The sequence below is a fragment of the Sulfurimicrobium lacus genome, assembly GCF_011764585.1.
Taxonomy (GTDB): domain Bacteria; phylum Pseudomonadota; class Gammaproteobacteria; order Burkholderiales; family Sulfuricellaceae; genus Sulfurimicrobium; species Sulfurimicrobium lacus.
In genome coordinates this window covers 102,078-125,231 of sequence record NZ_AP022853.1, presented here as the reverse complement: position 1 = coordinate 125,231, position 23,154 = coordinate 102,078, and the positions used below count along the sequence as shown (strand labels likewise).

Here is a 23,154-nt window from a genome sequence, read left to right as displayed (position 1 = left end):
CGTCTGCCTATGCTAAACAAGAGTGGAAGTGTGAGAAACTATTTCAGCGCTGATCTTAATGAAGAATAAAGCGAGGAATACCGTGTCCACCATTCCGTCCCTCACCCCGGAACAACTCTACCGCCGCTGCGATCCGGGGCAGTTTGCCTTCGCCACCACCGCCGAACTCGAAGATCTCGCCGAAATCATCGGCCAGACGCGGGCGCTCAACGCCATCCGTTTCGGCAGCGACATCCAGCGCGAGGGCTACAACCTTTTCGTCATGGGGCCGTACGGTACCGGCAAGCACACCTTCGTTACCCAGTTCCTCGAAAACAAGGCGGGCAAGGAGCCGGTTCCCGCCGACCTGTGCTACGTCAACAACTTCGAACAGCCGCACAAGCCGCGCGCCCTGCTGCTTCCGGCCGGCATGGCGGTCAGGCTGCACCGTTCCATGGAGCTGCTGGTGGAAGAGCTGCGCGCCACCATCGCGGCGGCGTTCGAGAGCGAGGAATACCGCGCCAAGACGGAGGAAATCCAGGAATCCTTCACCGCGCGGGAAGAAGATGCCGTCAAGTCGCTGGGCGAGGATGCCAACCTGCGCGGCATCGCCCTGCTGCGCTCGCAGAACGGCTTCGGCTTCGGGCCGCTGAAAGACGGCGAGGTGATCAAGCCGGAAGAATACGACAAGCTCGACGAACAGGAAAAGGCGCGCATCGAGGCGACCATTGGCGAACTGCAGGCCCAGCTGGAAAAAATCCTGCGCCACGACATCCCGCAGTGGAAGCGCGAAGCGCGTGAAAAGCTCAAGCACCTCAACCGCCTGATCACCATGTTCGCCGTGGAACACCTGGTGGACGAAGCCCGGCTGCCGTTCCTGCTCATCCCCGCCGTGATGACCTATTTCGACGCGGTGCAGCAGGATGTGATCGAAAACGTGGGGGATTTCAGGCGCACCGAGGAGGGACAGAGCGGCAACGACGGCCCCCATTTCCGCCGTTACGGCATCAACGTGCTGGTCGACCACACCGCGTCGCAGGGCGCTCCGGTAGTGTACGAGGACAGCCCGATGCACCACAACCTGATCGGGCGGGTGGAGCACCTGGCCCAGTTCGGCAACCTGGTCACCGATTTCACCCTGATCAAGCCGGGGTCGCTGCACCGCGCCAACGGCGGCTACCTGTTGCTCGACGCCCGCAAGCTGCTGACCCAGCTTTATGCCTGGGAGGGGTTGAAACGCGTTTTGCACGCGCGCGAAATCCGCATCGAATCGCTGGCGCAGATACTCAGCCTGGTCAGCACCGTATCGCTGGAGCCTGAGCCGGTGCCGCTGGATGTCAAGGTCGTGCTGTTCGGCGAGCGCATCCTCTACTACCTGCTGTACGCCTACGACCCCGAATTCGCCGAGCTGTTCAAGGTGGAAGCCGACTTCGACGACCGTTTCGAGCGCAACGGCGAATCGGACCTGCTCTACGCCCGCCTGATCGGCACCGTCGCCCGCAAGGAAAAGCTGCTGCCTTTCGACCCCGCCGCCGTGGCGCGGGTGATCGAACACAGCGCACGGCTGGCGGGCGAGGCCCACAAGCTTTCCGCCCACCTGCAGTCGGTCGCCGACCTGCTGCGCGAAGCCGATTACTGGGCACGCAAGGAAGGGCGCGAGGCAGTGGCCATGGCCGACGTCCAGTACGCCATCGACACCCAGCTGCTGCGCGCCAGCCGCCTCAAGGAGCGGGTGCAGGAGGAAATCCTGCGCGGCACCGTGCTGATCGACAGCAGCGGCGCCAGGGTGGGGCAGGTCAACGCCCTGTCCGTCATCGACCTCGGCAACGCCGCCTTCGCCCAGCCTTCGCGCGTTACCGCCACGACCCGCCTGGGCGAGGGCGAACTGCTCAACATCGAGCGCGAAGCCAAGCTCTCCGGCGCGATCCATTCCAAGGGCGTGCTGATCCTGTCGGCCTACCTCGCCTCGCGCTACGCCAAGAACCGACCGTTGCCGCTGGCCGCCAGCCTGGTGTTCGAGCAGTCCTACGGCGGGGTGGAAGGCGACAGCGCGTCGGTGGCGGAGCTCTGCGCCCTGCTCTCCAGCCTGGCGGAAGTGCCGGTCAGGCAGTCCATGGCGGTGACCGGGTCGATCAACCAGTTCGGGCAGGTGCAGGCGATCGGCGCGGTGAACGAGAAAATCGAGGGCTTCTTCGACATCTGTCGCGCCCGCGGACTGAACGGCGAGCAGGGCGTGGTGATTCCCGCCGCCAACGTCCAGCACCTGATGCTGCGCCAGGACGTGGTGCAGGCAGTGGCTGAAGGACGCTTCCATGTCTACCCGGTCGCGCAGGTGGACGAGGCGCTGGAGCTGCTGACCGGCATCGCGGCCCAGGAAGTGAACGCCAAAGTGGACGGGCGCATCGCCGCCCTGCTGAAATTGCGCCAGGCGCTGGCCAAGGCCGCGCAGGAGCGCAAAAAGGGAAAGACGTCTGGGAAAGGCAATTAACCACGGAAAACACGGAGAACACGGAAGGAAATCCACGGCTCTTTGCTTTTTCCGTGTTCTCCGTGGTTAAACCCTGTCTTTACCCTGGCAGCCGAATCGTGATGGCAGCGCCACCCAGCGCGCTGCGGCCGATCGCCACCTCTCCGCCATAAGCCTGCACGATGCTGGCCACCACCGCCAGGCCGATGCCCTGGCCCGGTGCGGACTGGTCGGCGCGGGCGCCGCGCTGCAGGATGCGGTCGATGTCGGCGGGCGGGATGCCCGGACCGTCGTCCTCCACCGACAGCGTCAATTTCCCTGCCTCTGCCGCAACGGACAACATCACCCGGCTTGCACTCCACTTGTATGCGTTGTCGAGCAGGTTGCCGAGCAATTCCAGCAAATCCCCCTGGTCGCCGCGGAATCCGGGCGCCTTGTCGACGTGCATTTCCGCGCTGATCGCCTTGTCGCGATAAACCTTGTCGAGGGAGGCCATGATTCTTTGCGCCAGCGGCTCGATTTCGAGCGTGCCCGCCAAGGGCGAAGAAGGCCCCATGGTCGCTGCGCGCTGCAGCTGATAGTCCACGATGCGCTGCATTTTTTCGCTCTCCTCCGCTACCGTGGCGGCCAGCGAGGATTGTTCCGAAAGCGCGCTGCGCGATTGTTCTGATAACGCGCCCCGCATGACGGCCAGCGGCGTTTTCAGGCTATGGGCGAGGTCACCCAGCGCGTCGCGGTAGCGTTGCTGGTGCGCGCGCTCACGCTGCAGCAGGCCGTTCAGGTTTTCGGTCAGCGCCTTGAGCTCGGCGGGGTAATCGCCGCCCAGGCGCTCCTTCTCTCCCGCCTCGATGGCGCGGATTTCCGCCGCCACCCGGCGCAGCGGGCGCAGCCCCCAGCGCAGCAGCGCGGCTTGCGCCAGCAGCAGCAGCAAGGCCATCGCGCCGAGCCAGCCCCACAGGCTGCGACGGTAACGGGCGAGCTGGGTATCGAAGGCGTCCAGGTCTTCCGCCACGCGGAAAGTGAAGGGGAATTTGCGCTTTCCCTCGCTCCAGCTCACCCCCATGCTGCTGACGAAAAAATGGGCGCCGCGCGCACCCGGCAGCTCCGCGAAGCGACGTTCGCCCGCAGCCAGCACGCTGCCCGCCGGCAGGACCACGTTCAGGGCCGAGTGCGAAAGCCAGCGCTGCCTTCCACGCCCGTCGTCGATGGAGGCGTAAAGCCCCGATCCGGGCTGGCCGAAGCGCGGCTCCTGCAGCTGGTCCGGCATGGACAGCCGTCCGGCCTCATCCACTTCCGCCGCAGCGATCAGCAGGTAAAGCTGCCCCTGCAGGCGTTCCTCCCGGGCCGCCCGCGCGCTGTCGCGGAACGCCTGGTCGAGCGCGATCCCGGTGAGCGCGAGGAAAATCGCCAGCACGAGCGAAGCGGCAAGAACGATGCGGGCGTTGATGGTCATGATTTTAAAAACCTTTTGAACCACGGAAAACACGGAGAACACGGAGGAAAAACATAGGCTTTCTCCGTGTTCTCCGTGGTTAACTGTTTTTTTAATTATTGCAGTGTAAAACGGTAACCCCTGCCGCGCAGGGTCTCGATCGGCTGCAACGCGCCGTCCGGGTCGAGCTTGCGCCGCAGGCGGCTCACCAGCACTTCCAGCACGTTGCTGTCGCAATCCTGGTCGTGGGGATAGAGGTAATCGGTGAGCTCGCTCTTGGGGATGGCCTTGGCGCGGTGCTGCATGAGGTATTCCAGCAGGCGGTATTCGAATGCGGTGAGCTCGATCTCGTGCGCCGCCACGAAAGCCTTTTGCGCCGCGATGTCGAGGGTGACCGGACCGCCGCGCAAAACCTGGTCGACGCTGCCGGAGGCGCGCCGCAGCAGGGCTTTCAGGCGCGCCAGCAGTTCTTCCATCTGGAACGGTTTGGCGAGATAGTCGTCCGCGCCGGCTTCCAGCCCTTCCACCTTGTCCTGCCAGCGGCCGCGTGCGGTGAGGATGAGCACGGGCAGCGTCTTGCCCTGCCGGCGCAGCGCGCGGATGATCTCGATGCCCGACAGGCCGGGCAGGCCGAGATCGACGATGGCGGCATCGAAGGGGTATTCCGTGGCGAGGTAGAGCCCGTCCTTGCCGTCGCCCGTGCTGTCCACCCGGTAACCCTGGCCCTCCAGCCCGGCGCGGAGCTGTGCCTGCAGGCTGGCTTCGTCCTCGATGACCAGCACCCTCATTGCATGGCACCGGTTTCGGCATCGACGTAAACCACCCGCACTTCGCCGCGCGCCGTAAGCACCTTGATACGATAGCCCTCGTGCCCGTTCACCGTGGCGGGCTGCGCCTGGATGACGCGCCCGCCGGTTGCCCGAGCCACCCGCTCCATGGCGTCCCCCATGCTGATGCGGGGCTGGCCGCGACCGGCTTCGGCCAGGTGGAAGGACGAGGACGGCCGCCAGTGCTCGCCGGCCGTGGCGAAAAGGGGGAGCAACAGGACACAGAGCAAAGCGAGGCGTTTCATGGAAGTTTCCCTGGCTCAGAATGGGTCAATTCTAATCTTCATAAGCATCGACTGAAACCCGCACCCGCACATAGTTGCCGGGGTCGTTCGGCATCATCGTGGCGTAGCGGTGCCCACCGTATTCGTACACCACACGGTAGCCGGCGAGGCGGTTCTCCCAGTTGTCGATTTCGCGGCAGCGGCGCACGCTGCGCGGCCCCCGGTTGTCGTCGATATTCTGGTTCTGCAGACGGTCGCCGACGATGGCACCGGTAATGGCACCCAAGGCGGTAGCCGCTTCCCTGCCGTGGCCGCGGCCGATCTGGTTGCCGACCAGGGCGCCGGTAATGCCGCCGATCACCGAACCGCCATAGGAACGCTCGCCATAAGGCTGCGCCGCTTGGTATTCGTCGTAGCACTCTTGGCGCGGCGCGTTGACGCGGTCGTATTCCGGCGTTGCGCTGACGACGCGCGCGCGGTCGGAATACTGTTCCGCCAGGGCGGCGCCGGAAGCCAGCACCAGCGCGGCGGTCAAGCCGGCGAGCACCAGTTTGGTAGTTTTCATGCCCATCTCCTTTTGCGTTGGGATATTTCAGGCGTGGCCTGATGTGACGCATCCTACGCGCGGGAGACTGAACGCAAGCTGAACGGAATTTAAGGAGGGGTAAAACTAGTCGGCGGCGATTTTGACGCAGTTGCGGCCGGCGTGCTTGGCCTCGTACAGGGCAGCATCGGCGCGCATCACCAGGGCATGACCGTTTTCGTCGGAGGTCAGGCGCGCCAGTCCGGCGCTGAAGGTGACGGGGATCGGCTTGCCGTCGTAAGCCAGCGGCGTTTTCTGGAAAGCCTGCTTGAGGCGGTCCATGACGAACTGCGCGCCGTTGATGTCGGTTTCCGGCAGGATGATGAGGAATTCTTCGCCGCCGTAGCGGATCAGGGAATCCGCCTCGCGCAGCACCGCCTTGGTGATCAGGGTCAGGTGCTGCAGCAGCTTGTCGCCGGCGTCGTGGCCGAATTCGTCGTTGATGCGCTTGAAATAGTCCAGGTCCAGCATCGCCACCGTCAGCTTGGTGGCGCTGCGCTGGGCGCGAGCGACTTCCTTGGTCAGTACCATGTCCATGGCGCGCCGGTTCTGGGCGCCGGTGAGCCAGTCTTCCTGCATCAGGTGGCGGCTTTCCTGCAGCTCGTTCTTGATGTGCTCCAGCGCCATCTTGGTGGCGGCGAGATCGAGATGGGCGTCTTCCACCGAGGAGTGGATCGAGGTGGTGGTGGTCAGAATGGTGCCGAGCAGTTGCAGCATGCGCTTCTTTTCCTGCGCCTGGCTCAAGTCGTCGATGGAACTTTTGATCGTCTTGTTGTGACTCTGAAGATCGCTGGCAAGAGTGCCGGTGCGTTCGCTCGCCTCGCCCAGCATGTCGCGGATCATGGTCAACAGCGGGCCGCAGGTATTTTGGTCGACCTGCTCCTGCGGCGCCTCCTCGCCGGAAACCTTGCGGTAATACTTGCCGTAGTTTTCGGGCGTCGGCGGCAGGCCGTCCTCGGTAAGCTGATAGAGGGCGGCGCGTGCGATATCTGTCGGGTTTTGTGGGGACATTGGATCTGCCAGCGGTTTTCGCCGCGAGTCAGCTAATAAAATGGGTTGAAGTATAGCGCAAAATCAGGGACATGAAGCCCCGCTAGACCATGCCATTATGCCGCAGCAGCGCGTCGATGGAAGGCTCCCGCCCGCGGAAGGCGACGAAGGATTCCAGCGCCGAACGGCTGCCGCCGACGCCGAGTATCTCGCTCCAGAAACGGTGGCCGACTTCTTCGCTCAGCACGCCGTTTTCCTCGAACAGGCTGTAGGCATCCGCCGACAGCACTTCCGCCCACTTGTAGCTGTAGTAACCGGCGCCGTAGCCCCCGGCGAAGATGTGCGAGAAATTATTGGGGAAGCGGTTGTAGGCGGGCGGGATGAGCACCGCGATCTGGGCGCGGATGCGCTCCAGCAGCTGCAGCGGCGTCACGGTACCGGCCGGGTCGAAATCGGCGTGCAGATGCATGTCGAACAGGGCGAATTCGAGCTGGCGCACGGTTTGCAAGCCGCCCTGGAAGTTCTTCGCCGCCAGCATCTTGTCGAACAGCGCGCGCGGCAGGAGTTCGCCGCTATCCACGTGGCGGGCCAGGTGCTTGAGCACGTCCCATTCCCAGCAGAAGTTTTCCATGAACTGGCTCGGCAGCTCGACGGCGTCCCATTCCACGCCGTTGATGCCGGACACGCCGAGGTCTTCCACCCGGGTCAGCATGTGGTGCAGGCCGTGGCCGAACTCGTGGAACAGGGTGATGACTTCGTCGTGGGTGAAGAGCGCGGGTTTGTCGCCCACCGGCGCGGCGAAATTGCAGTTCAGGTAGGTCACTGGCACCTGGATGCCGGATTCCTTGCGCCGCCGCGTGATGGCGTCGTCCATCCAGGCGCCGCCGCGCTTGTTCTGGCGCGCATAGAGGTCGAGGTAGAACTGGCCGACCAGCTGGTTCTGCTGGTCGCGGATGTCGAAGAATTTCACATCCTGGTGCCATACCGGCGCGCTGGAAGAATGGATGGAGAGACCGTAAATAGTTTCCACTACCTTGAACATGCCCGGCAAGACCTTGTTTTCCGGGAAGTACTGCTTCACTTCCTGGTCGGAAAAAGCGTAGCGCTGGAGGCGCATTTTCTCGCTGGCGTAGGCGACGTCCCATGCTTCGAGCTTGTCCATGTCCATTTCCTCGCGGGCGAACTGGCGCAGGTCGGCGAGGTCGCGCTCGGCGTAAGGCTTGGCGCGGGCGCCCAGCTGGTTGAGGAAGTCCAGCACCTGCTGCGGTGTTTCCGCCATCTTGGTGGCCAGCGATTCCTCGGCGTAATTGTTGAACCCCAGCATTTGCGCGGCTTCGCGGCGCAGCTTGAGGATTTGCGTGATCAGCGCGGTGTTGTCGAGTTCCGGCTTGCCGAATTCGGAAGCGCGGGTGACGTAGGCGTAGTACATCTGCTCGCGCAGCTTGCGGTTTTCCCCGTACTGCATCAGCGGCATGTAGGACGGCATGTGCAGCGTGAATTTCCAGCCCGCCTTGCCGTCGGCCTGGGCCGCCTCGCGCGCCACCTGCAGCGCATCGGCGGGAATACCGGTTAGCTCGTCCTCACTCTCGACGAACAGGGCGAAGGCGTTGGTGGTGTCGAGCAGATTTTCCTCGAACTTGGCGGAGAGGGTGGAAAGCTCCTCCTGGATGGCCTTGAAGCGGCCCTTCTTGTCCTCCGCCAGGTCGGCGCCGCCGAGCACGAAGTCGCGCAGTTCGTTGGCGACGATTTTCTTTTGCGCCGGGGTCAGCGTATCGAAGGCGGGGGAGGCTTTGAGCGCCTTGAATTTGTCGAACAAGCCCTGGTGTTGCGACAGGTCGGCGTAGAAGGCGGTGAGGGTGGGCAGGTTGGCGTTGTAAACCTCGCGCAGCTCGGGGCTGTTCATCACCGCGTTGAGGTGCGAAACCTGTCCCCAGGCACGGGAAAGGCGCTCGTTGGCGTCTTCCAGCGGGCGCACGAAGTTATCCCAGGCGGGGGGCGCGACGTCGGCCACCAGTCTCTCCACCAGGGCGCGGTTGTCGACGATCAGTTGTTCGACCGCAGGCGTGACATGTGCCGGCTCGATGTCGGGAAAACGCGGCAGGCCGGAGAAGTCGAGCAGGGGGTTGTTCATGTTGGTGGAATCCGAGAATAGTGGCGAATTGATTATACTATCTGGGTCTATGGAGGCCCATTTCAACCATGAATTCGAATATCGCAAGCTATAAGGGCATTGCACCGGTCATCGCGGAAGGAGTGTTCGTCCACGCCAGCGCCCAGATCATCGGCGACGTGGCGATCGGCGCGCGCACGTCCATCTGGTGCGGCGCGGTGATTCGCGGCGACGTGAACAGCATCCGCATCGGCGCCGAGAGCAATATCCAGGACTTGAGCGTGCTGCATGTCAGCCACAGAAGTGCCGCCCGGCCGGAAGGCGCGCCGTTGCTGATCGGCGACCGCGTGACCGTGGGCCACCGCGTGATCCTCCACGGCTGCGAAATCGGCGACGAGTGCCTGATCGGCATGGGTTCCATCGTCATGGACCACGCCGTGCTGGAGCCGCGCGTCATGCTCGGCGCGGGCAGCTTGGTGCCGGAGGGCAAGCGTCTGAAAGGAGGCTACCTCTATCTCGGCAGCCCGGTGCGCGAAGTGCGCCCCCTGACGGCGGACGAACTGGCCTATTTCAACTATTCCGCCGCTCATTACGTCAGGCTGCAGCAGGGCTATTAGCGCGGCATGGCGCTCAACCCTCCTTCTGCGAGTGCGGCAGCGGCAGAAAAACTCGCACTGACGCTGGCCGGCTCCATGCTGATTCACTTTGCGCTGATTTTCGGCCTGCAAATCCGGGCGGTGCCCGCTGCGGCCCCGTCCACACACATCATCCGGGCACGATTGGTGGAGGCGCCTCGCCCCATCACGGCGCCACAGCAGCCAGCAGAGCCGGAGCCAACGCCGGATACACCGACGCTTCAAGACGCTGAGCCGGTTCCGCCGCCACAGCCTGAACCGGCGGCCACCGAGCCTGCGGCGCCCGAGCCGCCAGCCAGTGCGGCGGCACCGGAGAAAAGCGCCAACCTGCCCAGTATCGAAGTTCCCCTGCTCGAAGATCCCACCTACTACCCGGCGCAGGAAGTGGATGTTCACCCCACGGCATTGCAGAGCATTCAGCCCGCCTACCCGGCCGAAGCGGCGAACGCCAACATGGCCGGCAGCGTAACGCTTGTACTGCTGCTGGATGAAAGCGGCAAGGTACAGGACATCACGGTGGAAGAATCCAGCCCGCCCGGCATATTCGACAAATCCGCGCTGGAGGCATTCCGCAATGCCCGCTTCACGCCCGCCCAGCGCCATGGCCGAGCGGTAAAAAGCCGGGTACGGATCAAGGTGACTTACGAGTTGACGGACGACAAGACCGCGGTTGACAAGGCAAAACAAAAATGAGATAAACGCGGCTTGCGCCGATTTGATTCAGCTTGCGGGCGCGTTAAAAATACGGCTAAAGCGAGGACAAAAACCCCGTTCTAGCCGCCGCTAAATGGGGTTTTTGCTTTTTGAGGGATTTATGAACGAATATCTGTTTACTTCCGAATCAGTATCCGAAGGCCATCCGGACAAAGTGGCCGACCAGATTTCCGACGGCGTGCTCGACGCCATCCTGGCGCAGGACCCGAAAGCCCGGGTAGCCTGCGAAACGCTGGTGAGCACCGGATTGGTGGTCATTTCCGGCGAAATCACCACCCACGCCACGGTGAACTACATCGACATCGCGCGCGAAGTGGTCAAGCGCATCGGCTACAACAGTTCCGACATCGGCTTCGACTATTTGACCTGCGCCGTGCTCACCGCGCTCAACAAGCAGTCGCCCGACATCGCGCAGGGCGTCAATCGCACGCCCGAGGAAGAGATGGACCAGGGCGCCGGCGACCAGGGCCTGATGTTCGGCTACGCCTGCGACGAAACCCCGCAACTGATGCCGATGCCGATCTACTACGCGCACCGCCTCATGCAACGCCAGGCCGAGCTGCGCAAGGACGGCCGCCTGCCCTGGCTGCGCCCGGACGCCAAGTCACAGGTCACCATCCGCTACGTGGACGGCAAGCCGGCGCACGTCGACACCGTGGTGATTTCCACCCAGCACCACCCGGACGTGTCGCACGCCCAGATCAGCGAGGCTGTGATCGAGGAACTCATCAAGCCGGTGATTCCCGAAGCAATGCTGTGCGGCGAGGTGAAATACCTGGTCAACCCCACCGGACGCTTCGTAGTCGGCGGCCCGATGGGCGACTGCGGCCTGACCGGCCGCAAGATCATCGTCGACACCTACGGCGGCGCAGCGCACCATGGCGGCGGCGCGTTCTCCGGCAAGGATCCGTCCAAGGTGGACCGCTCTGCTGCCTACGCCGGCCGCTACGTGGCCAAGAACATCGTCGCCGCGGGTCTCGCGTCGAAGTGCGAAGTGCAGGTGGCCTACGCCATCGGCGTCGCCAAGCCGGTCAGCCTGATGGTGGACACGTTCGGCACCGGCAAGATCAGCGACGCCAAGATCGCCAAGCTGATCGAAGCTCACTTCGACCTGCGCCCGCGCGCCATTATCAAGACGCTCAACCTGCTGCGCCCGATCTACTCCCGCACCGCCGCCTACGGCCACTTCGGCCGCGACGAACCGGAGTTCACATGGGAAGCGACAGACAAGGCAGACGCACTGCGCGCGGATGCGGGGCTGTAATTATTGTAGGGTGCAATAAGCGTAGCGCATTGCACCAACATCCGGCGCAATGCCCGTTGGTTATTGCGCCCTACACGTTTCATTTTAAACCCCCTCCGAGGGGCGCTGCGACCCCGACACGGGGCCAGGCTCGGGGCGGGATTACCGCAACAACTGCGCCCATTCAGAAACTTGAATGGAGAACACCATGAGCACCTTTACCGACTACGTAGTCGCCGACATGTCCCTCGCCGCCTGGGGGCGCAAGGAAATTTCCATCGCGGAAATCGAAATGCCCGGCCTGATGGCTGTGCGCGCGGAATTTGGCGCCACGCAACCGCTCAAGGGCGCACGCATCGCCGGCTCCCTGCATATGACCATCCAGACCGCCGTGCTGATCGAAACGCTGACCGCGCTGGGCGCGGAAGTGCGCTGGGCGTCCTGCAACATCTATTCGACGCAGGACCAGGCCGCGGCCGCCATCGCCGCCGACAATGTTCCGGTGTTCGCCTACAAGGGCGAGAACTTGGATGAATACTGGGACTTCACCCACCGCATTTTCGAGTGGCACGACGGCGGCATGCCGAACATGATCCTCGACGACGGCGGCGATGCGACCCTGCTGCTGCACCTCGGCACCCGTGCAGAGAAAGACGCCTCGGTGGTTGCCAAGCCCACCAACGAGGAAGAAACCGCCCTGTTTGCCGCGATCAACAAGCGCCTCAAGACTCACCCCGGCTGGTACTCCACCCGCCTGGCTGCGATTCGCGGCGTGACCGAGGAAACCACCACCGGCGTCCACCGCCTCTACCAGATGCACGCCGAAGGCCGCCTCGCTTTCCCCGCCATCAACGTCAACGACTCGGTCACCAAATCCAAGTTCGACAACCTGTACGGCTGCCGCGAATCCCTGCTGGACGGCATCAAGCGCGCCACCGACGTGATGGTCGCGGGCAAGATCTGCGTGGTGCTCGGCTACGGCGACGTGGGCAAGGGTTGCGCGCAGGCCTTCCGCGGCATGGGCGCCACCGTGTGGGTCACCGAAATCGACCCGATCTGCGCCCTGCAAGCCGCCATGGAAGGCTACCGCGTAGTGCGCATGGAAGACGTGGCCGACCAGGGCGACATCTTCGTGACCGCCACCGGCAACCTCAGCGTCATCAACCACGACCACATGGCCAAGATGAAGAACGAAGCCATCGTGTGCAACATCGGCCACTTCGATTCGGAAATCGACATCGCCAGCTTGCGCAAGTACGAGTGGGACAACATCAAGCCGCAGGTCGATCACGTGGTATTCCCCGACGGCAAAAAACTCATCGTGCTGGCCGAAGGCCGCCTGGTGAACCTGGGCTGCGCCACCGGCCACCCCAGCTTCGTCATGTCCGCCTCCTTCACCAACCAGGTGATGGCGCAAATCGACCTGTTCAACAACCCCGACAAATACCCGGTGGGCGTGTACGTGCTGCCCAAGCACCTGGATGAAAAAGTGGCACGCCTGCACTTGAAGAAGATCGGCGTGAACCTCACCGAGTTGTCGGAAGAGCAGGCCGGCTATATCGGCGTGCCGAAGAACGGTCCGTACAAGCCGAATCACTACCGTTATTGATGTTTGCCACAGAGAACACAGAGAGCACAGAGACGCGATCTTTGTGTGCCCCTGTGTTCTCTGTGAACTCTGTGGCTAAAAAAACATGAACAGCAAACCCATCCTGAGCTTCGAATTCTTTCCACCGAAAACACCCGAGGGCATGGACAAGCTGCGCGCCACGCGCCAGCAGCTCGCGCAGCTCAACCCGGAATTCTTCTCGGTGACCTTCGGCGCCGGCGGCTCCACGCGCGATCGCACGCTGGAAACCGTGGTCGAGATTCAGCAGGAGGGCCGCAAGGCCGCACCGCACCTGTCCTGCATCGGCTCGACGCGGGAAAACATCCGTGCCATCCTCGACGAATACAAGGGTCACGGCATCCGGCACATCGTCGCGCTGCGCGGCGACCTGCCGTCCGGCACGCAGGACGTGGGCGAATTCCGCTACGCCAACGAGCTGGTAGCCTTTATCCGCGCCGAAACCGGCGACTATTTTCAGATCGAAGTGGCGGCCTACCCCGAGTTTCACCCCCAGGCACCGACGGCACAGGCCGATCTCGCCAACTTCAAGCGCAAGGTCGACGCCGGTGCCAATGCGGCGATCACCCAGTACTTCTACAATGCCGACGCCTACTTCAACTTCCGCGACGAATGCGACGCCATGGGCATCGCTATCCCGATCGTGCCCGGCATCATGCCGATCAGCAATTTCTCGCAGCTGGCGCGCTTCTCCGACGCCTGCGGCGCAGAAATCCCGCGCTGGCTGCGCCTCAAGATGCAGGGCTATGGCGACGACACGGCCTCCATTCGCGCCTTCGGCCTGGACGTGGTGACCGCCATGTGCGACCGCCTGCTGCAGGGCGGCGCGCCGGGGCTGCATTTCTATACGCTCAATCAGGCAGGACTTATTACTACGATCTGGCAACGGCTGGGGTTGTAGTTTGGGAAGCTTCGCAGACTGACTAGCTTCGTTCAGTTTGATTTTGCAGCTTGCACCACGCCTGCCACATACCCCTCCAGGCTTCTTCAAGATTGCAGGCAAAACGTGGGGCATCAAACAGCGGCGACTCGGCGACCTGTGAGCGCAGACCCGCTCGCGTCCCGGCCAAAGCCGTTCGATCTGCGGCGCGGGATAATGCAATATGCACGTACTCGTCCTTGTCTTGAGCGATCCAGTCCGGAAGTAGCGCCGCATTGAGAATGCTTTCTCCCTGATGGGCAATGAAACGATCGCCTTTGAGGGTTACGACAGGCACTCCCATCCACAGCCCCTCGGCCGTGGTGGTGCCGCCGGCGTAAGGAAACGGGTCTAGCGCGATGTCTACCCGCGCATAGGCGTCCAGATATTCTGCATACGTGCCCGAGCCTTCCAGCAGCAGGCGCTCCGGACCGATATTGTGGCGCGCAAAACGAGCCAGTAGCGTTTCTCTAAGCTCGCGGCTGGCCATCTGATGCGCTTTTAAAAACAGTTTGGCTTCCGGCGCGGCCCGCAGAATGCGCGACCAGACTTCAATCACCTCATCGGTGACCTTGGTCTGATTATTGAAGCAGCCATATGTAGTGTAGCCATTCCTTTGACTCGGCAACTCGGCAACAGCTGGCGCACCGTCAGGGGGGGAGAAACAGAAACAGCTGTCCGGAAGCCGCCATATCCTTTCCGTGAAATGATGTTCCTCTTCGCAGGGCGTAACCCATGGGTCGCCGATTTTCCAGTCAATCTCCTTGACCCCGGTGGTTGCAAAATAGCCAAGCCATGTAACCTGCACCGGGGCGGGCTTCCAGGCGAATGTGGGCAAGCGGCCGCATTCCGTGTGCCCGGAAAGGTCGACCAGTATATCGATCTGGTCGTCATGTATCTGCCTGGCCAGCTCGGCATTGCTTTTCCCGACGACCTTCGTCCATGCCGCGCAATGCTGCCTGAGTTCGGCCGTTAAATCATCTTCCTTTGGGTAATTGCTATAGGCAAATATCTCGAACACAGATTTATCGATCTCTTGAAGCGGCCCTTTCAGAAAGTAGCCAACCGGGTGCCGTCGGAAATCTCCTGAAACCAGCCCTATCCTGAGTTTCCGGTCGCAATCGGAACTGCACTTCCATGAATTGAAGGGAACAACCTCAGCGTGCACTTCCTGGTCGAATTGCTGAGCTATTGCGATCATCCCGCTCGGAGACGTGTTGGGTTCGTAGTTAAGGCAAAAAAGGAGATTGGAAAGGGTATCCAGATCGTGTGGATCTTTAGCTAGCGCCTGTTGGAATTCTATTGCAGCCTCTTGAGAAGCACCCTTTTCCAAGTGGACTTTCGCCATCACACTATGCGGGAACGCCAGTTCCGGATCGAGTTCAATGGCCTTTTGGCAAGCCATTTCGGCCTCTTCCGATCGGAATTGTTCAGAAAGCGAACTCCCCAGGTTGCTCCATGCTTCCGGAGAGTTCGGATCGAATTCAATAGCTTTACGACTGGCCATTTCGGCCGCCTCGAAACGTTTTAATCCGGCAAGTGAGCGCCCCCAATTGTTCCACGCTTCCGAGGAATTCTGGTCAAGCTCAATAGCTTTGCGACTGGCCGTTTCCGCCGCCTCAAAGCGTTTCAGTCCAACAAGTGCCCCACCCAAATTGCTCCACGCTCCCGGGGAGTTCGGGTCAAGCTCAATAGCTTTGCGACCGGCCGTTTCGGCCGCCTCAAAGCGTTTCAGTCCAACAAGCGCCCCGCCCAAATTGCTCCACGCTTCCGGGGAGTTCGGGTCAAGCTCGAGTGCTTTGCGGCAAGCAGCATCGGCGGCCGCATGCTGTTTCTGGGCATTCAGGATGCCGCAAAGATTGGCATGCACCGGTGCAAGATCTGGCTGCAGCCTGAGCGCATTCCTGAAAGAGGCTTCGGCATCTTCATAGCGCTTCATTTTTTCCTGGAGCTTGCCCATGTTGGAATAGGGGAAGGGATAGTCCGGTGCCAGCGCAATTGCACGTTCAAAACATTGCATGGCCTCGGAGTGAGCTCCCAGTTCAAAAAACTCCAGGCCGATGCTGTTTTGCGCATCGGCAGAGTTGAGCGTAAGTGCCCTGGCCTTATTAATGGCATCCGTCGCTTCGGCAAGCCTACCTAAACCACGCAGCGCAACACCAAGGTTGTACCAGGCTTCCGGAATGTCCGGCGCGACTTTCAGTGCCTGCTTGCACAAGCCAGCCGCAGATTCATATTTGCCGCAGGTGTTGGCAACATGGGCAGAATGAATCCATTGCGCTACGAGTTGGAAAGAAGTTGTCATTTCACGATAATGGCCTGGTTATAGCGAGAATTTTCCCATATTTGCCGCTCGCTTTCCTAAAGAATAACCCCATCATTCGCCCGGAATCGAATGTTGCGAAAAATCAATGGTTAATCTTATCCATGGCTAGCTCAAAGCATGTGTGTTGCACAAAAACAACATAACTTTCCGCCCTGTTGCGAAAACAGCAAATTTACCTTGCCAGCGCCTTTGACTCTTTGCAAGAATGGTCCCAACTTCTCAATAGGGAGGTTAGGTGGCCCGGACATCCGGACCGCTAAGCAACTCTAAAACTCAACTCTTACGGAGAGATTTATGAACAAGAAACTTATCGCTGTAGCAATCGCTGCTGCTCTGGCTCCTGTCGCCGCAATGGCCGACAGCGGCAACGTGACCATCTACGGTCAAATGAACGTTTCCGTTGATTCAGTTGAATCCGGTTACGCAGCTGGCGCTGGTCAACGCACCACGCAAATCAACGACAACTCTTCCCGCCTCGGCTTCAAGGGCACTGAAGCCCTGGGCAATGGCCTGACCGCTGTGTGGCAGATCGAAAGCTCCATCGTTGGCGACGGCGCTGGCCGCACCGCTGCCTTCCAAGGCTCGAGCAACGGCGCTCTGAACGCACGTAACACCTTCGTTGGCCTGACCGGCGGCTTCGGTACTGCAGTTCTGGGTCGTCACGACACCCCGTACAAACTGGCTACCCGTAGCCTGGACGTGTTCGCCGACAACATCGCTGATAACCGCTCCATCATGGGTGTATCCGCCAACGGCGCAACCACCTTCGACGGTCGTCAATCCAACGTCATCGCCTACATCTCCCCGAGCCTGAGCGGCTTCACTGGCGCCGTCGCCTACGTTGCAGGTGCTGAAGGCGCACTGACCAACGGTCAAACCAAGGGTGATGCATGGTCCGCAATGGGTACTTATGCCAACGGCCCGATCTTCGCCAGCTTGGCCTACGAGAAACACAACGTTGGTACCGCTGGAACGGGTACTCTCGGACTTGCTGGCATTACCGGCAAGAATGAAAAAGCATGGAAACTGGGCGCTGGCTACAACATGGGCGACTTCAAGGTCGGTCTTGCTTATGAAAAACTCAGCGACAACTTCGCTGCTGACAGCTCCGATGCATATGGCCACCACGCGTTCTACCTGAGCGGTGCATACACCATGGGTGCCAACGTCATCAAGGCGGCATACACCAAAGCAGGCAGCCTGAACAGCATCACAAACTCCGGCGTCAAGCAATGGTCCTTGGGCTTTGATCACAACATGAGCAAGCGCACCACGGTTTATGCGTTGTACTCCAAGCTGACCAACGAAGAAAACTCCGGCTACGGCTTGGTAGGTGGTTCCAACGGCGGCACGCCGATTGGCAACTTCAACTCCGATCCGTCCGTGTTCTCTCTGGGCATGAAGCACTCCTTCTAATTTAGCCTAGGCTAAACTAGAAGTTAAAACGGGCGCCTCGGCGCCCGTTTTTTATGGGCGTTGCTTTGGTCATACAATGCGCATATATAATGCGCATTGTATGACCAAAGGAATTCTTCATGCATAAGGACTTTTACAATTCAGCGGCGAAAAAGAAATCTGTCAACTTGAGCATTAATGAGAGCTTGTTACGGCAGGCAAAGGCACTCAACCTCAATTTGTCGCAATTGCTGGAACAACGTCTGGTAGAACATCTGCGAGAGTCTTTGCAAAAAAACTGGCTGGAAGAGAATCGCGCGGCAATCGACGCGTATAACCAGCGCATCGATCGCAATGGCGTGTTCAGTGAAGGACTGCGGACTTTCTGATGGCGCGGTTCGATGTTTACCGAAACGCCAATCCAGCTTCCTGCGAAATAACCCCGTATCTGCTGGATGTCCAGTCGGACATGCTGGAACCTCTTTCCACTCGGGTCGTTATCCCATTAGTGAAGACGGGCGAGATGGGCAAGGCCGCAAAACACCTGAATCCGCATGTCGAAGTCGAGGGCATCGCGCTTGTGATGTCCACGGCCGAACTGGCTGGTGTGCCTTCACGCTTGCTTGGCGACAAGGTGCTGTCGTTGGCGCATCGGCGAGATGAGATTATTGCGGCGCTGGATTTCCTGTTCAGCGGGTTTTGAGCGAAGCAAATGAATGTATAGGGCGGGGCACCAGGCCGTGCCCACGCGGTTGAGGCACGTGTTGCCAGCCGTAAAATCCCTACAGATCTTTGTAATACCCCTGATGCCACGCCACGAATTTCCCCACCCCGTCTTTTAACGGCGTAGCCGGCGAAAAACCCACCGCCTGACGCAAATCATCGATGTCGGCATAGGTTGCCACCACGTCACCGTCCTGCATCGGTAACATGTTCTTGACCGCCTTCTTGCCCAGCGCATCTTCGATCGCTCCGATGAAAGTCATCAGTTCCACCGGTTCGTGATTGCCGATGTTGTAGACGCGGAAAGGCGCGTAGCTGGTCGCGGCATCTGGCTGTGCGGGATCGAAGGCGGCGTCGGGTGTGGCGGTTTTGTCCAGCACGCGCACCACGCCCTCGACGATGTCGTCGATGTACGTGAAGTCGCGCCGCATCTTGCCCTGGTTGAACACGTCGATCGCGCGCCCGGCGCGAATCGCTGAGGTAAACAGCGAGGGCGACATGTCGGGGCGCCCCCAGGGGCCGTAAACGGTGAAAAATCGCAGGCCGGTGGTCGGAAGGGCAAAGAGGTGGCTGTACGTGTGCGCCATCAGTTCGTTGGATTTCTTGGTGGCGGCGTAAAGGCTGACCGGATGGTCCACGTTGTCGTGAACGGAGAAGGGCATCCGGGTGTTCGCGCCATACACGCTGGAGCTGCTGGCATAGACCAGGTGCTCGACCTGATTGTGGCGGCAGCCTTCCAGCACGTTGAGGAAACCGACGATGTTGGATTCGACGTAGGCGTGAGGATTTTGCAGGGAATAGCGCACGCCGGGTTGGGCGGCCAGATTCACCACGCGCTGGAATTTTTCCGTGGCGAACAACTGCTGCGCGGCCTGCTGGTCCGCCAGGTTCATCTGGATGAACTTGAAGCCGGACAGGGGCATTAGTTGCTGCAAACGATCGCGCTTTAGCTGCACGTCGTAATAATCGTTGAGGTTATCCACTCCGACCACTTCGTTGCCCAAGGCCAGCAGGCGCTGAGCGGTGTGCATGCCGATAAAGCCGGCCACGCCGGTTACCAATACTTTCATGTCATTTTTCCCTGTATAAGGCCATCAGCTTGGCGTATTTCATGAAGCTGTTGATGCAACCGATCAGTATATGTACCAGGCCCGGCACCCCGTCGAGGCAGCCCAGGCGCAAGAAATAGAACCGCATGAAGCGCACGACCGGACTGAGCAACAATTGTCCCAGACCTGCGCGGCGCCCCGCACGGTACATCGTCTGCGCCTGCAGCGTCGTGTAGCGATTCTGCTTGTCCAGATAGTCGGGGAGGTTTTCCGCTGATTCATGCAGCAGATCGCCGTGCAGCGTTCCGACCGGGTCGTCATGCAACACCTTTTCATGCACCGCATCGTCGCTCCAGCGCGCACGATGCCGCTCGAACAGGCGCAAACTCCAGTCCGGATAACCTTCGCCATGGCGCAGGTAACGCCCCATGAAGCGATTGCTGCGCGCCATTTTGTAGGCGGAGAAGCGCGGCTGTTGCAAGGTTTCGATAATGCTCACCCGCAATTCTTCGCTCACGCGCTCATCCGCATCCAGGCACAACACCCAATCGTTGCGCGCCTGGCTGACGGCAAACTGCTTTTGCCGCCCGAACCCCAGCCATGGCTGAACGATCACGCGGGCGTCATATTGTATCGCGATTTCGGCCGTTGCATCGTCACTGCCGCTGTCCACGATGACGATCTCATCGGCAAAGGATGCGCTTCGCAGGCAGGCTTCGAGCTGCTGGGCGGCATTCAGCGTAATGATGACGACGGAAAATGGTTGGCTTGGCATGGATGGCCATTATGCCTGTCGGCAGGGTAGGCTAGAATAGCGCATGCTGAAAATTTTGCTGGTCAAGACCTCTTCATTGGGCGACGTCATCCATCAACTTCCCGCTATCACGGACATTCGCACCCATTTCCCGGATGCCAGGATCGATTGGGTAGTGGAAGAGAATTTCGTCGAATTGCCTGCCTTGCACCCTGGCGTCAGCCGGGTCATTCCTGTGGCGGTGCGGCGCTGGCGGCGCGCTTTGCTCAATCCCGCCACCTGGCGGGAAATGGCGGCATTCCGACAGGCACTGCAATCGCTACGCTATGACATGGTTCTGGACAGCCAGGGTTTGGTCAAAAGCGCGGCCATCACGCTCCTCGCACCCGGCCCGCACTGCGGTTATGACCGCGCCAGCGCGCGCGAAGCGATCGCGGCATTGGCCTACGACAAGACCATCGCCATCCCGAAAAACCTCCACGCGGTGGAGCGCAATCGCCGTCTGGCGGGGCGGGCGCTCGGGTATGAGCCCGACACGCCGGTGGACTACGGCGTAGCGACGCCGCAGACGGAATTGTCGTGGCTGTCCTCGCAGCCTTATGCCGTGCTGCTCCACGCCACCAGTCGTGCCGACAAGGAATGGCCCGAAGCCGACTGGCTGCTGCTCGCGGCCCATCTCCACGCTTCCGGCATGAGCTGCATCCTGCCCTGGGGGAGCTCGCAGGAAAAGGAGCGCAGCGAACGCCTCGCAGCGCAGATGGCGAATGCCCTCGTTGCGCCGCGCCTGAACCTGACCCAGGCCGCAGCGCTGCTGGGCAACGCCCGCGCCGTGGTCGGCGTGGACACCGGGCTGACACATCTTGCCGCCGCCTTGAAAGTGCCGGTGGTCGCCCTCTACTGCGCCTCCGAACCAGGACTGACCGGGGTTTATACCGCCGGACCTGGCGTCAACCTGGGGCAAGCAGGCCGGATACCGAACCCTGAAGAGGTCATCGCAGCGCTTTCCGGGGTAATGGCAGCATGAATTGGCGACGCTGGCTTTACGCGGCGCTACTGTATCTGCTGCTCCCCTATGTGGTTTTTCACCTGCTGTGGCGCGCACGGCGCCAGCCTGAATACCTGCAGCACTGGGACGAACGCTTCGGACGCTATGCGACCCGTTCCATGCGCCCGGTTATCTGGCTGCATACCGTTTCAGTGGGTGAAACCCGCGCCGCAGCGCCGCTGATCAAAGCCCTGCAGGCCAGTTACCCGACGCATCAAATCCTCCTGACCCACATGACGCCCACGGGGCGCGAGGCGGGGGAGCAGCTGTTCGGAACCGATGTGTTGCGCTGCTACTTGCCTTACGATTACCCTTTCGCGGTGCGGCGTTTCCTTGCACACTTCAGGCCGCAACTCGGCGTGCTACTGGAAACCGAGATCTGGCCCAACCTGGTGCAAGCCTGCCACGACGCAGAGGTGCCGCTGTGCCTGGTGAACGCGCGCCTGTCGCAGAAATCGGCGCGCCGCTATGCGCGCTTCGGCGGTCTCATTCAAGCCAGCTTGCGCCAGCTTACCGCTGTTGCGGCGCAGACCGCGGAAGACGCCCAGCGCCTGACCGCCCTGGGAGCGCAGGATGTTGTTGTGATGGGCAACCTCAAATACGACATTGCTCCACCCGATGCGGCTTTGACGCTCGGCCGCAGCTTGCGCCAGGGCTTCGGCCCGGATCGGAAGGTGTTTCTCGCCGCAAGCACCCGTGATGGCGAGGAGGAGCGCATTCTCGACGCATTGGGCGGCTTGACCGTCCCGGGACTACTGACCGTTATCGTTCCCCGTCACCCGCAGCGCTTCGACGAAGTTGCGCAACTGCTGGAACGGCGCGGCCTGCGTTATCAGCGGCGCAGCGCGCGGCAGGCCATCGCTGTGGAGACGCAAGTCGTGCTGGGCGACAGCATGGGAGAAATGTTCGCCTACTACGCCGCCTGCGATGTGGCGTTCATCGGCGGCAGCCTGTTGCCGTTCGGCGGCCAAAACCTGATTGAAGCCTGCAGCGTGGGTAAACCGGCGCTCCTCGGCAGGCATACCTTCAACTTTGCCGATGCGGCCGAACGCGCGGTGGAGGCAGGTGCTGCGCTGCGGGTCGCGGATGAAGCCGAGTTGGCGCGGGCGTTGCAGAAATTACTGGAGAGCGCCGAGTTGCGCCAGCGCATGGGTCAGGCCGGGCTGGAGTTCACGTGCCGGCATCAAGGGGCAACCGGGCGCGTGATGGCTTTACTGCAAGGATTGCTGCCACCATCACATTAACGACATGATGCGCCGGACTATTTGAATGGAAATGCGATGATCGCCTTCGCCACCCATTTGTCGGGGTTCGCGCCGAAGCCCCGGCCAACGCCGAAATTGACGTCCAGATCCCCCCTGGCAACATCCATCACGGCGTACAGCGAGTGGCTGCGCTGGTCCGCAGGCAGGATCTGGTGCAGCGGGCCATACTCGCCGTAATACTCGAAACCGGCCTGAATGCCTTCGCCCGCGGCGTGCGTGATTTTCAGCGCCGGCTCGAACTGGGGTGCACGGCTGACGTTGTCAGACAGGCTCAGGTTCAGTATCGGGTTGAAACTCAACAGCCAGGCCTCGTCCCGATAGCCAATGATGGGGCGCAATTCCATGCCCCAGTAACTCTCCGAAACGCGCCGCGTCGAATATCCCACTTCGGTGTTCAGCCCCCAGAACAGTCTTGCGCCGTCATCCCGTGGCGCCATGTATTTCATGCGCAGCCGCAGCCCGTTGTTGTAGAGATTGCCGTCCGGGTTGAGTGCAAAGGGAAGGTACAAGCCGGCTTCCCACGATTTGGTGATGCCGTAGGAAAACTCCGGCGTCATCTGCAGCATATGGTGGCCGGGCATCTCCCCCTCATAAGAAGGCTCCTTGGCGCCGGTGATAGCGTAATTGACATGCAACTCGAGGCCAAACTCCCTCGGATCGTCCATTTCCTCGGTATAAACCTGGATCTCGTCCGGCGCAGCCAGTACGGTCGTACTGCCTAAGGTAAAAGTCACGGTGGCGAGCAAGCCACAAGCAAGCGGTAAAAATTTCATTACAGTAACTCCTTTCGTCTAGTTGAGAATGATTATCAACTAGACGAAAGGAGTTTGCAAGTTTTTCTAGCCTG

The 23,154-nt window shown here is 61.1% G+C and carries 21 protein-coding genes and 2 riboswitches; of the genes, 11 read left to right on the top strand and 10 right to left on the bottom strand.

Going from position 1 to position 23,154, the window contains the following annotated elements; translation table 11 throughout:
• Positions 1–58: 58 nt before the first annotated feature.
• Positions 59–2,467 (top strand): Lon protease family protein, encoded by a 2,409-nt coding sequence (locus tag SKTS_RS00610; RefSeq protein ID WP_173058848.1) that lies wholly within the window; start codon positions 59–61, stop codon positions 2,465–2,467.
• Between the two features lie 79 nt (positions 2,468–2,546).
• On the opposite strand, the gene SKTS_RS00605 is transcribed toward SKTS_RS00610, so the two are convergent.
• From SKTS_RS00605 to SKTS_RS00580, 6 genes are all read right to left on the bottom strand, one after another.
• On the bottom strand, positions 2,547–3,899 hold the full coding sequence (locus tag SKTS_RS00605) for an ATP-binding protein (RefSeq protein WP_198420405.1): 1,353 nt from the start codon (positions 3,897–3,899) through the stop codon (positions 2,547–2,549).
• A gap of 95 nt (positions 3,900–3,994) precedes the next feature.
• On the bottom strand, positions 3,995–4,666 hold the full coding sequence (locus SKTS_RS00600; RefSeq protein ID WP_173058845.1) for a response regulator transcription factor: 672 nt from the start codon (positions 4,664–4,666) through the stop codon (positions 3,995–3,997).
• Positions 4,663–4,950 (bottom strand): PepSY domain-containing protein, encoded by a 288-nt coding sequence (locus SKTS_RS00595; protein ID WP_173058842.1) that lies wholly within the window; start codon positions 4,948–4,950, stop codon positions 4,663–4,665. Before SKTS_RS00595 ends, SKTS_RS00600 begins: the two co-directional genes overlap by 4 nt.
• A 31-nt stretch (positions 4,951–4,981) precedes the next feature.
• Positions 4,982–5,494, bottom strand: a complete 513-nt coding sequence (locus SKTS_RS00590) for a glycine zipper 2TM domain-containing protein (protein ID WP_173058839.1) — start codon at positions 5,492–5,494, stop codon at positions 4,982–4,984.
• 105 nt (positions 5,495–5,599) lie between these two features.
• Positions 5,600–6,523: a GGDEF domain-containing protein gene (locus SKTS_RS00585; RefSeq protein ID WP_173058836.1), complete on the bottom strand. Its 924-nt coding sequence runs from the start codon at positions 6,521–6,523 to the stop codon at positions 5,600–5,602.
• A gap of 82 nt (positions 6,524–6,605) precedes the next feature.
• Positions 6,606–8,633, bottom strand: a complete 2,028-nt coding sequence (locus tag SKTS_RS00580; protein WP_173058832.1) for a M3 family metallopeptidase — start codon at positions 8,631–8,633, stop codon at positions 6,606–6,608.
• A gap of 68 nt (positions 8,634–8,701) precedes the next feature.
• On the opposite strand from SKTS_RS00580, the gene SKTS_RS00575 reads away from it, so the two are divergent.
• The 5 genes from SKTS_RS00575 to metF all read left to right on the top strand — a co-directional run bounded on the left by SKTS_RS00575 (position 8,702) and on the right by metF (position 13,732).
• The gene (locus tag SKTS_RS00575) at positions 8,702–9,229 is read left to right on the top strand and encodes a gamma carbonic anhydrase family protein (protein ID WP_173058829.1); all 528 of its coding nucleotides are present in this window, start codon (positions 8,702–8,704) and stop codon (positions 9,227–9,229) included.
• Positions 9,230–9,235: 6 nt separating this feature from the next.
• On the top strand, positions 9,236–9,940 hold the full coding sequence (locus SKTS_RS00570; protein ID WP_173058826.1) for an energy transducer TonB: 705 nt from the start codon (positions 9,236–9,238) through the stop codon (positions 9,938–9,940).
• Between the two features lie 4 nt (positions 9,941–9,944).
• A riboswitch (SAM riboswitch) is annotated at positions 9,945–10,016 on the top strand.
• Between the two features lie 45 nt (positions 10,017–10,061).
• Positions 10,062–11,225, top strand: coding sequence for a methionine adenosyltransferase (metK, locus tag SKTS_RS00565; RefSeq protein WP_173058823.1), 1,164 nt, complete (start codon positions 10,062–10,064; stop codon positions 11,223–11,225).
• 91 nt (positions 11,226–11,316) lie between these two features.
• Positions 11,317–11,393: riboswitch (S-adenosyl-L-homocysteine riboswitch) on the top strand.
• A gap of 19 nt (positions 11,394–11,412) precedes the next feature.
• A complete protein-coding gene (gene ahcY, locus SKTS_RS00560; protein ID WP_173058821.1) occupies positions 11,413–12,813 on the top strand; it encodes an adenosylhomocysteinase in 1,401 nt (466 codons plus the stop codon).
• A gap of 85 nt (positions 12,814–12,898) precedes the next feature.
• Entirely contained in the window at positions 12,899–13,732 is an 834-nt protein-coding gene (gene metF / locus SKTS_RS00555; protein WP_173058817.1) for a methylenetetrahydrofolate reductase [NAD(P)H], read from the top strand.
• A gap of 22 nt (positions 13,733–13,754) precedes the next feature.
• Here metF and SKTS_RS00550 read toward each other — a convergent pair whose 3' ends face one another.
• Positions 13,755–16,055: a tetratricopeptide repeat protein gene (locus tag SKTS_RS00550; RefSeq protein ID WP_173058814.1), complete on the bottom strand. Its 2,301-nt coding sequence runs from the start codon at positions 16,053–16,055 to the stop codon at positions 13,755–13,757.
• Between the two features lie 315 nt (positions 16,056–16,370).
• Here SKTS_RS00550 and SKTS_RS00545 point away from each other — a divergent pair, with 315 nt between their 5' ends.
• From SKTS_RS00545 to SKTS_RS00535, 3 genes are all read left to right on the top strand, one after another.
• A complete protein-coding gene (locus SKTS_RS00545) occupies positions 16,371–17,492 on the top strand; it encodes a porin (protein ID WP_173058811.1) in 1,122 nt (373 codons plus the stop codon).
• 119 nt (positions 17,493–17,611) lie between these two features.
• Positions 17,612–17,860 carry a type II toxin-antitoxin system CcdA family antitoxin gene (locus tag SKTS_RS00540; RefSeq protein WP_173058808.1) on the top strand — a complete coding sequence of 83 codons (249 nt, stop codon included), beginning with the start codon at positions 17,612–17,614 and terminating at the stop codon, positions 17,858–17,860.
• Positions 17,860–18,174, top strand: a complete 315-nt coding sequence (locus SKTS_RS00535; RefSeq protein ID WP_173058805.1) for a CcdB family protein — start codon at positions 17,860–17,862, stop codon at positions 18,172–18,174. Before SKTS_RS00540 ends, SKTS_RS00535 begins: the two co-directional genes overlap by 1 nt.
• Positions 18,175–18,253: 79 nt before the next feature.
• Here SKTS_RS00535 and SKTS_RS00530 read toward each other — a convergent pair whose 3' ends face one another.
• The gene (locus SKTS_RS00530) at positions 18,254–19,264 is read right to left on the bottom strand and encodes an NAD-dependent epimerase (protein WP_173058801.1); all 1,011 of its coding nucleotides are present in this window, start codon (positions 19,262–19,264) and stop codon (positions 18,254–18,256) included.
• 1 nt (position 19,265) lies between these two features.
• Positions 19,266–20,018, bottom strand: coding sequence for a glycosyltransferase family 2 protein (locus SKTS_RS00525; RefSeq protein WP_173058798.1), 753 nt, complete (start codon positions 20,016–20,018; stop codon positions 19,266–19,268).
• 43 nt (positions 20,019–20,061) lie between these two features.
• On the opposite strand from SKTS_RS00525, the gene waaC reads away from it, so the two are divergent.
• Both waaC and waaA read left to right on the top strand, forming a co-directional pair.
• On the top strand, positions 20,062–21,021 hold the full coding sequence (gene waaC, locus SKTS_RS00520) for a lipopolysaccharide heptosyltransferase I (RefSeq protein ID WP_173058795.1): 960 nt from the start codon (positions 20,062–20,064) through the stop codon (positions 21,019–21,021).
• Complete coding sequence (waaA, locus tag SKTS_RS00515) at positions 21,018–22,286, top strand: lipid IV(A) 3-deoxy-D-manno-octulosonic acid transferase (protein ID WP_173058792.1); 1,269 nt, start codon at positions 21,018–21,020, stop codon at positions 22,284–22,286. Before waaC ends, waaA begins: the two co-directional genes overlap by 4 nt.
• Before the next feature lie 17 nt (positions 22,287–22,303).
• On the opposite strand, the gene SKTS_RS00510 is transcribed toward waaA, so the two are convergent.
• Positions 22,304–23,080, bottom strand: a complete 777-nt coding sequence (locus SKTS_RS00510; RefSeq protein ID WP_173058789.1) for a hypothetical protein — start codon at positions 23,078–23,080, stop codon at positions 22,304–22,306.
• Positions 23,081–23,154 lie beyond the last annotated feature (74 nt).

Coding starts and splice junctions, on each gene's coding strand:
- SKTS_RS00610 (WP_173058848.1), top strand. CDS start 59: ATGAAGAATAAAGCGAGGAATACCGTGTCCACCATTCCGTCCCTCACC.
- SKTS_RS00605 (WP_198420405.1), bottom strand. CDS start 3,899: ATGACCATCAACGCCCGCATCGTTCTTGCCGCTTCGCTCGTGCTGGCG.
- SKTS_RS00600 (WP_173058845.1), bottom strand. CDS start 4,666: ATGAGGGTGCTGGTCATCGAGGACGAAGCCAGCCTGCAGGCACAGCTC.
- SKTS_RS00595 (WP_173058842.1), bottom strand. CDS start 4,950: ATGAAACGCCTCGCTTTGCTCTGTGTCCTGTTGCTCCCCCTTTTCGCC.
- SKTS_RS00590 (WP_173058839.1), bottom strand. CDS start 5,494: ATGAAAACTACCAAACTGGTGCTCGCCGGCTTGACCGCCGCGCTGGTG.
- SKTS_RS00585 (WP_173058836.1), bottom strand. CDS start 6,523: ATGTCCCCACAAAACCCGACAGATATCGCACGCGCCGCCCTCTATCAG.
- SKTS_RS00580 (WP_173058832.1), bottom strand. CDS start 8,633: ATGAACAACCCCCTGCTCGACTTCTCCGGCCTGCCGCGTTTTCCCGAC.
- SKTS_RS00575 (WP_173058829.1), top strand. CDS start 8,702: ATGAATTCGAATATCGCAAGCTATAAGGGCATTGCACCGGTCATCGCG.
- SKTS_RS00570 (WP_173058826.1), top strand. CDS start 9,236: ATGGCGCTCAACCCTCCTTCTGCGAGTGCGGCAGCGGCAGAAAAACTC.
- metK (WP_173058823.1), top strand. CDS start 10,062: ATGAACGAATATCTGTTTACTTCCGAATCAGTATCCGAAGGCCATCCG.
- ahcY (WP_173058821.1), top strand. CDS start 11,413: ATGAGCACCTTTACCGACTACGTAGTCGCCGACATGTCCCTCGCCGCC.
- metF (WP_173058817.1), top strand. CDS start 12,899: ATGAACAGCAAACCCATCCTGAGCTTCGAATTCTTTCCACCGAAAACA.
- SKTS_RS00550 (WP_173058814.1), bottom strand. CDS start 16,055: ATGACAACTTCTTTCCAACTCGTAGCGCAATGGATTCATTCTGCCCAT.
- SKTS_RS00545 (WP_173058811.1), top strand. CDS start 16,371: ATGAACAAGAAACTTATCGCTGTAGCAATCGCTGCTGCTCTGGCTCCT.
- SKTS_RS00540 (WP_173058808.1), top strand. CDS start 17,612: ATGCATAAGGACTTTTACAATTCAGCGGCGAAAAAGAAATCTGTCAAC.
- SKTS_RS00535 (WP_173058805.1), top strand. CDS start 17,860: ATGGCGCGGTTCGATGTTTACCGAAACGCCAATCCAGCTTCCTGCGAA.
- SKTS_RS00530 (WP_173058801.1), bottom strand. CDS start 19,264: ATGAAAGTATTGGTAACCGGCGTGGCCGGCTTTATCGGCATGCACACC.
- SKTS_RS00525 (WP_173058798.1), bottom strand. CDS start 20,018: ATGCCAAGCCAACCATTTTCCGTCGTCATCATTACGCTGAATGCCGCC.
- waaC (WP_173058795.1), top strand. CDS start 20,062: ATGCTGAAAATTTTGCTGGTCAAGACCTCTTCATTGGGCGACGTCATC.
- waaA (WP_173058792.1), top strand. CDS start 21,018: ATGAATTGGCGACGCTGGCTTTACGCGGCGCTACTGTATCTGCTGCTC.
- SKTS_RS00510 (WP_173058789.1), bottom strand. CDS start 23,080: ATGAAATTTTTACCGCTTGCTTGTGGCTTGCTCGCCACCGTGACTTTT.